This window comes from Pseudomonas sp. LBUM1673, from assembly GCF_059695645.1.
On sequence record NZ_CP166780.1, the window covers coordinates 4,434,210 to 4,445,331 of the forward strand.

8 protein-coding genes are annotated in these 11,122 nt (G+C 59.7%); 6 read left to right on the plus strand and 2 right to left on the minus strand.

The genetic code is table 11. The annotated features are described in order from the left end of the window. Positions 1–265: 265 nt before the first annotated feature. From xdhA to guaD, 4 genes are all read left to right on the plus strand, one after another. Positions 266–1,720, plus strand: coding sequence for a xanthine dehydrogenase small subunit (xdhA, locus tag ACA044_RS20470; RefSeq protein ID WP_497443009.1), 1,455 nt, complete (start codon positions 266–268; stop codon positions 1,718–1,720). Then, the gene (xdhB, locus tag ACA044_RS20475) at positions 1,713–4,112 is read left to right on the plus strand and encodes a xanthine dehydrogenase molybdopterin binding subunit (protein WP_497443010.1); all 2,400 of its coding nucleotides are present in this window, start codon (positions 1,713–1,715) and stop codon (positions 4,110–4,112) included. The genes xdhA and xdhB overlap by 8 nt, the downstream gene beginning before the upstream one ends. 117 nt (positions 4,113–4,229) lie before the next feature. Next, entirely contained in the window at positions 4,230–5,075 is an 846-nt protein-coding gene (gene xdhC, locus ACA044_RS20480; protein WP_497443011.1) for a xanthine dehydrogenase accessory protein XdhC, read from the plus strand. Between the two features lie 23 nt (positions 5,076–5,098). Continuing rightward, positions 5,099–6,403, plus strand: coding sequence for a guanine deaminase (gene guaD, locus ACA044_RS20485; RefSeq protein WP_497443012.1), 1,305 nt, complete (start codon positions 5,099–5,101; stop codon positions 6,401–6,403). A 180-nt stretch (positions 6,404–6,583) separates the two neighbouring features. On the opposite strand, the gene ACA044_RS20490 is transcribed toward guaD, so the two are convergent. Beyond that, positions 6,584–7,348, minus strand: a complete 765-nt coding sequence (locus tag ACA044_RS20490; protein WP_008007001.1) for a GntR family transcriptional regulator — start codon at positions 7,346–7,348, stop codon at positions 6,584–6,586. Between the two features lie 353 nt (positions 7,349–7,701). Between ACA044_RS20490 and ACA044_RS20495 the strand changes: the two genes are divergently transcribed. Next, complete coding sequence (locus ACA044_RS20495; protein ID WP_497443013.1) at positions 7,702–8,892, plus strand: benzoate/H(+) symporter BenE family transporter; 1,191 nt, start codon at positions 7,702–7,704, stop codon at positions 8,890–8,892. Between the two features lie 139 nt (positions 8,893–9,031). Here the strand turns inward: ACA044_RS20495 and ACA044_RS20500 are convergent, their stop codons facing one another. Next, positions 9,032–9,376: a YggL family protein gene (locus tag ACA044_RS20500; RefSeq protein ID WP_007896965.1), complete on the minus strand. Its 345-nt coding sequence runs from the start codon at positions 9,374–9,376 to the stop codon at positions 9,032–9,034. A 234-nt stretch (positions 9,377–9,610) separates the two neighbouring features. On the opposite strand from ACA044_RS20500, the gene dacB reads away from it, so the two are divergent. Then, positions 9,611–11,071 (plus strand): D-alanyl-D-alanine carboxypeptidase/D-alanyl-D-alanine endopeptidase, encoded by a 1,461-nt coding sequence (gene dacB / locus ACA044_RS20505; protein WP_497443014.1) that lies wholly within the window; start codon positions 9,611–9,613, stop codon positions 11,069–11,071. The last annotated feature ends 51 nt before the right edge of the window (positions 11,072–11,122 follow it).

Genomic DNA, 11,122 nt, shown 5'->3' on the forward strand with positions numbered 1-11,122 from the left:
GTTGTCCTTCAAACTCTTCGATCTGCACAAGCGGCGCAGTGTAGCGCAATTGATGGGTCATGGCGGAGTGCCCACCCAGCGGTTTTTGGCACGATTCAAGCAAAAAGCAGGCTATCCCGTGAGGGTCAATAATGAAGGAACGAGTCGTTGATCGACAAAATGCCATTTCCTGACCTTTAAGTCAGAAAATCATTGACCGGAAAGTCAGACCTGATAAATTCGGCTCATGTCGGTTAACAACAATAATGAGTTTGCGAGGCCTTCCGTGATCCAGTTTTTATTAAACCAGGAACTCCGTAGCGAGCACGCCCTGGACCCGAACCTGACCGTGCTCAATTACCTGCGCGACCATGTGGGCAAACCCGGCACCAAAGAAGGCTGCGCCAGTGGTGACTGTGGCGCCTGCACTGTGGTGGTCGGCGAGTTGCAGACGGACGAAGACGGCCGCGAACACATTCGCTATCGCAGCCTCAACTCTTGCCTGACTTTTGTTTCGTCGCTGCACGGCAAGCAACTGATCAGCGTCGAAGACCTCAAGCACAAGGGCGAGCTGCACAGCGTGCAGAAAGCCATGGTCGAGTGCCATGGCTCGCAGTGCGGTTTCTGCACCCCGGGCTTTGTCATGTCGTTGTTCGCCCTGCAAAAGAACAGCGACCAACCGGATTCCCATAAAGCCCACGAAGCCCTGGCCGGCAACCTTTGCCGCTGCACCGGTTATCGCCCGATTCTGGCCGCCGCCGAACAATCTTGCTGCGGCAAACAACCCGACCAATTCGACGCGCGAGAAGTGGACACCATTGCTCGTCTTAAAGCCATCGCTCCCACCGACATCGGCGAACTTAACAGTGGCGACAAACGCTGCCTGGTGCCGCTGACCGTGGCTGATCTGGCCGACCTCTACGACGCTTATCCACAGGCCCGCCTGCTGGCCGGCGGCACCGACCTGGCGCTGGAAGTCACACAATTGCACCGCACCCTGCCGGTGATGATTTATGTCGGCAACGTCGCCGAGATGAAGCGCATCGAAGTGTTCGACGATCGCCTGGAAATCGGCGCCGCCACCGCCCTCTCCGACTGCTATGACGCCTTGAAGGCCGAGTACCCGGACTTCGGTGAGTTGCTGCAACGCTTCGCCTCTTTGCAGATCCGCAACCAGGGCACTCTCGGCGGCAACATCGGCAACGCCTCGCCGATCGGTGACTCGCCACCGCTGCTGATCGCCCTTGGCGCACAGATCGTCCTGTGCAAAGGCGAGACTCGCCGCACCATGGCCCTGGAAGATTACTTCATCGATTACCGGGTCACCGCCCGTCAGGAAAGCGAGTTCATCGAGAAAATCATCGTGCCGCGTGCCAGCGACGAACAACTGTTCCGCGCCTATAAGGTTTCCAAGCGTCTGGACGATGACATTTCCGCGGTCTGCGCCGCCTTCAACCTGCGTATCGACAATGGCGTAATCGCCGACGTCCGCGTTGCTTTCGGCGGCATGGCGGCGATCCCGAAACGCGCGAAAAACTGCGAAGCTGCACTCCTCGCAGCCCAATGGAATCACGCCACTGTCGAACGCGCCTGCGCTGCATTGGCCGAAGATTTCACGCCACTCTCGGACTTCCGCGCCAGCAAGGAATACCGCCTGCTCAGCGCACAGAACCTGCTGCGTAAATACTTCATCGAACTGCAAACACCGCACATCGAGACTCGGGTGACCGCTTATGTCTAATCATCACGCCGTAGAGAAGACCCAAGCCGAACTGGCTGAATTGTTCGCCAAGGACCTGACTACCGGTGTCGGCCGCAGCGTCAAGCACGACAGCGCCGACAAGCACGTGTCCGGCGAAGCGCAGTACATCGACGATCGGCTGGAATTCCCCAATCAGCTGCACGTTTACGCACGACTGTCGGACCGCGCCCACGCGAAAATCATCAGCATCGACACCAAACCCTGCTACGCCTTCGAAGGCGTGCGCATCGCTATTACCCACGAAGATGTGCCAGGCCTGAAAGACATCGGTCCACTGTTGCCGGGCGATCCGCTGCTGGCCATCGATGACGTGCAATTCGTCGGTCAGCCAGTACTCGCTGTCGCGGCAAAAGACCTGGAAACCGCGCGCAAAGCCGCCATGGCCGCGATCATCGAATACGAGGATCTCGAACCGGTGCTGGACGTGGTCGAAGCGTTGCGCAAGCGCCACTTCGTACTCGACAGCCACACCCATCAGCGCGGCGATTCGGCCACTGCTTTGGCCACTGCCGAACATCGCATTCAAGGCACGCTGCACATCGGTGGCCAGGAGCACTTCTACCTCGAAACACAAATCTCTTCAGTAATGCCGACCGAAGACGGCGGCATGATCGTCTACTGCTCGACGCAGAACCCCACCGAAGTGCAGAAACTGGTGGCCGAAGTGCTCGATGTGTCTATGAACAAAATCGTCGTCGACATGCGCCGCATGGGCGGTGGTTTCGGCGGCAAGGAAACCCAGGCCGCAAGCCCGGCGTGCCTGTGCGCGGTGATCGCACACCTGACCGGCCAGCCAACCAAAATGCGCCTGCCGCGGGTTGAAGACATGCTGATGACCGGCAAGCGTCACCCGTTTTACGTCGAATACGACGTGGGCTTCGACAGCACCGGTCGCCTGCACGGCATAGCGCTGGAGCTGGCCGGGAATTGCGGTTGCTCGCCGGACCTCTCGGCGTCAATTGTTGACCGTGCAATGTTCCATGCCGACAACTCGTACTACCTGGGCGATGCGACCATCAACGGTCACCGCTGCAAGACCAACACCGCGTCGAACACCGCTTACCGTGGCTTCGGCGGCCCGCAAGGGATGGTCGCCATCGAAGAAGTGATGGACGCGATTGCCCGCCATCTGGGCCTCGATCCGTTGGCTGTGCGCAAGGCCAATTACTATGGCAAGACCGAGCGCAACGTCACCCATTACTACCAGACCGTCGAGCACAACATGCTCGAGGAAATGACCGCCGAACTGGAAGAAAGCAGCCAGTACGCCGAGCGCCGCGAAGCGATTCGTCGCTACAACGCCAACAGCCCGATCCTGAAAAAAGGCCTGGCGCTGACCCCGGTGAAATTCGGCATTTCCTTCACCGCCAGCTTCCTCAACCAGGCCGGTGCGCTGATCCACGTCTACACCGACGGCAGCATCCACCTGAACCATGGCGGCACCGAAATGGGCCAGGGCCTGAACACCAAAGTCGCGCAGGTTGTGGCTGAAGTATTCCAGGTGGAAATGGACCGCGTGCAGATCACCGCGACCAACACCGACAAGGTCCCGAACACTTCGCCAACCGCTGCTTCGAGCGGTGCCGACCTCAATGGTAAAGCGGCGCAAAACGCGGCAGAAATCATCAAGAAACGCCTGGTGGAATTCGCCGCGCGGCAATACAAGGTCAGTGAAGAAGACGTGGAATTCCACAACGGTCACGTGCGGGTTCGCGATCACATTCTGACGTTTGAATCACTGATCCAGCAGGCATATTTCGCCCAGGTGTCGCTGTCGAGCACCGGCTTCTACAAGACCCCGAAAATCTACTACGACCGCAGTCAGGCCCGTGGTCGGCCGTTCTACTACTACGCCTTCGGCGCGGCCTGCGCCGAGGTGATCGTCGACACCCTGACCGGCGAGTACAAGATGCTGCGCACCGATATCCTCCACGACGTCGGCGACTCGCTGAACCCGGCGATCGATATCGGTCAGGTCGAGGGTGGTTTCATCCAGGGCATGGGCTGGCTGACCATGGAAGAACTGGTGTGGAACAACAAAGGCAAACTGATGACCAACGGCCCGGCCAGCTACAAGATCCCGGCAGTGGCCGACATGCCACTGGACCTGCGGGTGAAGCTGGTGGAAAACCGCAAGAACCCGGAAGACACGGTGTTCCATTCCAAGGCCGTGGGTGAGCCGCCGTTCATGCTCGGCATCGCCGCGTGGTGCGCGATCAAGGACGCCGTGGCCAGTTTGGGCGACTACCAGCATCAACCGAAAATCGACGCACCGGCGACCCCGGAGCGGGTGTTGTGGGGCTGTGAGCAGATGCGGCAGTTGAAGGCGGTGAAAGCCGTGGAAGCTGAAACCGAACTGGCTTCGCTATAGACCGAGGTGCGGCCATTCGCGAGCAGGCTCGCTCCCACATTTGAAATGCATTCCCTGTGGGTGCGAGCCTGCTCGCGATGAGGCCCGAACAGACAACAATGTTGTAGGGGTGAAAACATGTACAACTGGATCGACGCCCTCGCCGACCTGCAAGCCCGGGGTGAACCCTGTGTGTTGGTGACCATCATCGAAGAGCTCGGCTCGACGCCGCGCAATGCCGGCTCGAAGATGGTCATCAGCGCCACGCAAACGTTCGACACCATCGGTGGCGGGCATCTGGAATACAAGGCCATGCAGATCGGCCGCGAGATGCTTGCCAGCGGCCGGCAGGACACGCATCTGGAGCGTTTCAGCCTCGGCGCCAGCCTGGGCCAGTGCTGCGGCGGGGTGACCGTGTTGCTGTTCGAACCGATGGGCCAGGTCCAGGCACAGATTGCTGTGTTCGGCGCCGGCCACGTCGGCCGGGCGCTGGTGCCGCTGCTCGCCAGCCTGCCTTGCCGGGTGCGCTGGATCGACTCGCGGGAAGCCGAATTCCCCGAACAGATTCCCCACGGCGTGCGCAAAATCGTCACCGAAGAACCTGTGGATGAAATCGATGACCTGCCCGCCGGCAGCTATTGCATCGTCATGACCCACAACCACCAGCTCGACCTCGAACTCACCGCCGCGATCCTCAAGCGCAACGACTTCGCCTACTTCGGCCTGATCGGTTCGAAGACCAAACGGGTGAAGTTCGAACACCGCTTGCGTGACCGTGGTTTCGACAGCGCCGTGCTGCAACGCATGCGCTGCCCGATGGGCATCGGCGAAGTCAAAGGCAAGTTGCCTGTGGAGATCGCCATCTCCATCGCTGGCGAAATCATCGTCACCTATAACGCGAACTTCGGCCAGCACACCGCCAGCGCCGGATCATCGATCGCCAAACTGCTGCCTGCTTCACGCCGCAGCCAAGCTTCAAATTAAGAAGCCACGAATTGAGAACCCCCATGCCTCTGACTCGCAAAGCCTACCGCGCCGCCATTCTGCACAGCATCGCCGACCCTGCCGAAGTGGGCATCGAAGCCTCCTACGAGTATTTCGAGGATGGTCTGCTGGTGGTCGATAACGGCCGGATCAGCGCCATCGGCCATGCCAGCGAACTGCTGCCAACCCTGCCGGCCGATATCCAGATCACTCATTATCAGGACGCGCTAATCACCCCGGGCTTTATCGACGCTCACATCCACCTACCGCAAACCGGTATGGTCGGCGCCTACGGCGAGCAATTACTGGACTGGCTGAACACCTATACCTTTCCATGCGAAAGCCAGTTCGCCGACAAGGCCCACGCTGACGAAGTGGCGGACATTTTCATCAAGGAACTGCTGCGCAACGGCACCACCACTGCGCTGGTGTTTGGCAGCGTGCATCCGCAATCGGTGAATTCGTTTTTCGAGGCTGCCGAACAGCTGGACCTGCGAATGATCGCCGGCAAGGTGATGATGGACCGCAACGCGCCGGACTACCTGACCGACACTGCCGAATCGAGCTACGTCGACAGCAAAGCGCTGATCGAGCGCTGGCATGGCAAGGGTCGCTTGCACTATGCGGTCACCCCACGCTTTGCACCGACCAGCACCCCGGAACAACTGACCCTCGCCGGCCAGTTGCTGAGCGAATACCCGGATCTGTACATGCAGACCCACATCAGCGAAAACCTCAAGGAAGTCGAGTGGGTCAAGGAGCTGTTCCCGGAGCGCAAGGGCTATCTGGACGTCTACGACCACTATCAACTGCTGGGTGAGCGCTCGGTGTTCGCCCACGGCGTGCACCTGTGCGACGACGAATGCGCGCGCCTGGCAGAAACCGGCTCGGCCATCGCCTTCTGCCCGACGTCGAACTTCTTCCTCGGCAGCGGTTTGTTCAACCTGCCGATGGCCGAGAAACACAAACTGAACGTTGGCCTGGGCACGGACGTCGGTGGCGGTACCAGTTTTTCGCTGCTGCAAACCCTGAACGAAGCCTACAAGGTCATGCAGCTGCAAGGTGCGCGGCTGAGCCCGTTCAAGTCGCTGTACCTGGCTACCCTCGGCGGCGCCCGCGCTCTGCGCCTGGAAGACAAGATCGGCACCTTGCAACCAGGCTCCGACGCGGACTTCCTGGTGCTGGACTACAACGCCACGCCACTGCTCAGCTATCGCCTGAAGCAGGCCAATAACATTGCCGAGACGTTGTTTGTATTGATGACGCTGGGGGATGACCGGACTGTTCTGCAGACGTATGCGGCGGGGAATCTGGTGCATCAGCGCTAAGATCTTTCAGGCATAAAAAAATCCCTCGCAAGCGTTGGTTGCGAGGGATTTTTTGTGTCTTTGAGGCCGCCTTCGCGGGCAAGCCTCGCTCCTACAGGTTGGTGGTGGATCACAAAATGATGTGAACGACACAAAACCTGTAGGAGCGAGGCTTGCCCGCGAAGGCCGCACCTCGGTCTATCAGAGTTTCGCGACCGGCCGCCCCGGCTTCTTGGTCTGCAACAAATGCGAAAACACCGCATGCAAATCATCCGACGCACTTTCTTCGTCGAGGTTGAGTTTGCTGTCGATGTGATCCATGTGATGCATCATCAGGTCCACCGCCAGCGTCGCGTCCCGCGCTTCGATAGCGTTGATCAACTGGGTGTGTTCATCGTAGGAACAGTGGGAACGGTTGCCGCTCTCGTACTGGGCGATGATCAACGAAGTCTGGGACACCAGGCTGCGCTGGAAGCTGATCAGCGGTGCGTTTTTCGCCGCTTCGGCCAGTTTCAAGTGAAACTCGCCCGACAGACGGATACCGGCGCCACGATCGCCACGAGAAAAACTGTCGCGCTCGTCGTTGACCATCTGCCGCAAGTCGGCAATCTCCTCGGCAGTGGCATGCTGAACCGCCAGTTCAGTGATCGCCCGTTCCACCAGACGCCGCGCCATAAACACCTGACGGGCCTCTTCGACACTCGGGCTGGCAACGACAGCACCGCGATTCGGTCGCAGCAACACCACGCCTTCATGGGCCAGACGCGACAGCGCACGGCGAATGATGGTGCGGCTGACCCCAAAAATTTCCCCTAGCGCTTCTTCGCTCAACTTGGTGCCGGGCGCCAGACGCTGTTCGAGGATGGCCTCGAAGATATGTGCGTAGACAATATCGTCCTGGGTACCGCTGCGGCCGGCTTTGCCTGCTCGCGGTTGTTTCTTGAGGGGCTGCAACTGTTCGTTCATGGGCACTCGAGTCGGGAGAACTGCGGCGAATTGACCGTGACTGTAATACGGCACAGTGGGTCGCTGGCAAGTATCGCGTAAAAAACACCGTAATTGTACACAATGGTAGGTGACAACACGACTGTACGGCTGTTTGTCGCCTTCGCTGTATTGCAACGACCGGTTACTTTTCAGTTTAGGCTTGAACGCACAATCCGCAGCCTGAACACAATCCCCTGTGGGAGCGGGCTTGCTCGCGAAGAGGGCGTGTCAGTCGACATCAATGTTGTCTGGCACACCGCCTTCGCAAGCCCGCTCCCACAGGGTTCAGCGTTGCTACGGACATCTTTATCAGAACAAGGAACGCCGCTGTCATGACCGACGCCACACACACGCAGCTTCGCCCCCTGACCGATACGTCAACCTCAGCCATCGTCGCCGGGTTCATCGCCATGATGACCGGTTACACCAGCTCACTGGTGCTGATGTTCCAGGCCGGGCAAGCAGCGGGCCTGAGCAGCGGGCAAATTTCGTCATGGATCTGGGCGCTCTCGATTGGCATGGCGGTGTGCTCGATCGGTCTGTCCCTGCGCTACCGCACCCCGATCACCGTTGCCTGGTCGACCCCCGGCGCGGCGTTGCTGATCACCAGCCTGGGCGGTGTCAGCTACGGCGAGGCCATCGGCGCCTACATCACTTGCGCGGTGCTGGTGACCCTTTGTGGTTTGACCGGCAGTTTCGAACGGTTGGTGAAAAAGATTCCAGCCTCATTGGCGGCGGCGTTACTGGCGGGGATTCTGTTCAAGATCGGCAGCGAGATTTTCGTCGCCGCTCAGCACCGCACCGCGCTGGTCCTGGGGATGTTTTTCACGTATCTGGTGGTCAAACGCCTGTCGCCACGCTACGCCGTGCTCGCTGCGCTGCTGATCGGCACCGCGCTGTCGGGGTTCATGGGGCTGCTGGATTTCAGTGGTTTCCACCTGGAAGTTGCGACCCCGGTCTGGACCACGCCGCATTTCTCCCTGGCCGCGACCATCAGCATCGGCATTCCGCTGTTTGTGGTGGCGATGACCTCGCAGAACATGCCGGGCATCGCCGTACTGCGCGCCGACGGCTACAACGTACCGGCCTCGCCGCTGATCACCACCACCGGCATTGCCTCGTTGCTGTTGGCGCCGTTCGGTTCTCACGGAATCAACCTGGCTGCCATCAGCGCGGCGATCTGCACCGGCCCGCATGCCCATGAAGATCGCAACAAGCGCTATACGGCAGCCGTCTGGTGCGGGATTTTCTACGGGATTGCCGGGGTGTTCGGCGCGACGTTGGCGGCGTTGTTTGCCGCATTACCTAAAGAACTGGTGCTGTCGATTGCCGCGCTGGCGTTGTTCGGCTCGATCATCAATGGGTTGAGCATTGCCATGGCGCAAGTGCAGGAACGGGAAGCGGCGCTGATTACCTTTATGGTGACGGCATCAGGGCTGACGCTGTTTTCCATCGGTTCGGCGTTCTGGGGGATTGTCGCGGGGGTGTTGACGCTGGTGATTCTGAACTGGCGCAAAGTGTAGGAGCGAGGCTTGCCCGCGAAGGCGTCGTGTCAGTCGATATCAATGTTGAATGAAACTCCGTCTTCGCGGGCAAGCCTCGCTCCTACAAAAAGCAGGCATAAAAAAACGGCGACCCTTGGGGTCGCCGTTTTTTAGAACATCAAGCTACCGGATTGATCGGCTTTTCCGGGTACCAGACGTCGATCAGCGGGCTGACGGTTGCTTCGGTCAGTTCGCTGCGGCCTTTGAGCCAGGCTTCAACAGCGGCACGCTGCTCTTCGGAAACCGAGCCACGCTTCTGCAGGCACACCAGACCGAAGTCGTCGCCGCCCACATAGCCCAGACCGTTGGCTTCCATGGCTTCTTTCAGGAACGCGTCGAGGAAAGCATCAATGGCTTCATCAGCCAAATCTTCTTTGAAATCCAGGTTCAGTTCGAAACCCAGCTCTTGAAATTCATCGACGCACAGTTTTTTGCGCAGACGCTGGGAACGGTTAGTCGCCATTGGAACAATCCTCATAAGTAATAACGGGCGGCACTTTAGCAGTTTAAGGCGCCGATTGCCCGCCTCAGAACGGCGCTACACCTACCGCCGGTAAAAAAATAGCCGATTAGACGACCAGGGTAAGGCACAAGCCGTTGCACCTTGGGGCATAATGCCGACACTTTCATGACCGCTGAGGGAATTTATCTCCATGCCCTCGTCTTTTTTCCCCTCGGCTGTAGGGTTTTATTTCAGATGATCAAATCTTTGCGTCCATTGTTGCTGGCCAGTCTTCTTCTACCCCTGGCTCTCCCTGTTTCCGCCGCGTCGATCAACACCGCCCTGTCGCCCAACGTCGAAAAGGCCCTCAAGGCCAGCAAGTTGCAGGACAGTGCCCTGTCGCTGGTAACGATCCCGCTCAATGGCCCGGGCACCCCGACCATCTTCAATGCCGACGTTTCGGTCAATCCGGCCTCGACCATGAAACTGGTCACCACGTATGCCGCGCTGGAAATGCTCGGCCCGAACCATCAGTGGAAAACCGAGTTCTACACCGACGGCACCCTCAGCGGTGGCATCCTCAACGGTAACCTCTATCTCAAAGGTGGCGGCGATCCGAAGCTGAACATGGAAAAACTCTGGCTGCTGATGCGCGACTTGCGCGCCAACGGCGTGACCCAGGTCACCGGTGATCTGGTGCTGGACCGCGGCTTCTTCATGCAACCGCAACTGCCCGAATTCAATGACGACGGCAATGACGAGAACAAACCGTTTCTGGTCAAGCCCGACGCGCTACTGGTCAACCTCAAGGCCCTGCGTTTCGTGGCCCGCAACGACTCGGGCAAGGTCCTGGTGTCGGTCGAGCCGCCGATTGCGAGCATCCGCATCGACAATCAGGTCAAGGCGCTCAACTCCAAGCAATGCACCGGGGGGGTGCGCTACAACCCAGTGCCTCAGGCTGATGGCAGCGTCACCGTGACCGTCGGTGGCCAGTTGGGCGAAGGTTGCAGCTCCCAGACCTACCTGTCGCTGCTCGACCACGCGACCTACACCGCCGGTGCCGTGCGGGCGATCTGGAAGGAACTGGGCGGCAGCATCCAGGGCCAGGATCGTCTGGCACCGACGCCGGGCAGTGCCAAGGTGCTGGCCCGGGCCTACTCGCCAGACCTGGCGGAAATCATTCGCGACATCAACAAATACAGTAACAACACCATGGCTCAGCAGTTGTTCCTGAGCCTGGGCCAGAAATTCCGCACCGACGCCGACGGTGATGACGCCAAGGCAGCCCAACGCGTGGTGCGCCAGTGGCTGGCGCAGAAAGGCATCACCGCACCGCACCTGGTGATGGAGAACGGCTCCGGCCTGTCCCGCGCCGAACGAGTGAGCGCCCGTGAAATGGCCGCGATGCTGCAAGCCGCATGGCACAGCCCGTATGCCGCCGAGTTCATCAGTTCGATGCCCATTGCCGGCACCGACGGCACCATGCGCAAACGCCTGAAGACCACCGCGATGCGCGGTGAAGCCCACGTCAAGACCGGCACCCTGAACACCGTGCGCGCCATCTCCGGCTTCAGCCGCGACGTCAATGGCAATACCTGGGCCGTGGTGGCGATCCTCAACGACAAGGCACCGTTTGGCGCTTCCTCGGTGCTGGATCAGGTGCTGCTGGACCTGTACCGCCAGCCGAAACTGCCGACTACGGCTTCGGTGTTGTAACCCGATCGTCCAGACACTGGAGATCAAATGTGGCAGCGGGCCTGTGGCGAG

What these genes read in the sequence shown, in the direction of transcription:
- xdhC (WP_497443011.1), top strand. Translation starts at nt 4,230, where the DNA reads ATGTACAACTGGATCGACGCCCTCGCCGACCTGCAAGCCCGGGGTGAA.
- ACA044_RS20495 (WP_497443013.1), top strand. Translation starts at nt 7,702, where the DNA reads ATGACCGACGCCACACACACGCAGCTTCGCCCCCTGACCGATACGTCA.
- dacB (WP_497443014.1), top strand. Translation starts at nt 9,611, where the DNA reads ATGATCAAATCTTTGCGTCCATTGTTGCTGGCCAGTCTTCTTCTACCC.
- xdhB (WP_497443010.1), top strand. Translation starts at nt 1,713, where the DNA reads ATGTCTAATCATCACGCCGTAGAGAAGACCCAAGCCGAACTGGCTGAA.
- ACA044_RS20500 (WP_007896965.1), bottom strand. Translation starts at nt 9,376, where the DNA reads ATGGCGACTAACCGTTCCCAGCGTCTGCGCAAAAAACTGTGCGTCGAT.
- ACA044_RS20490 (WP_008007001.1), bottom strand. Translation starts at nt 7,348, where the DNA reads ATGAACGAACAGTTGCAGCCCCTCAAGAAACAACCGCGAGCAGGCAAA.
- guaD (WP_497443012.1), top strand. Translation starts at nt 5,099, where the DNA reads ATGCCTCTGACTCGCAAAGCCTACCGCGCCGCCATTCTGCACAGCATC.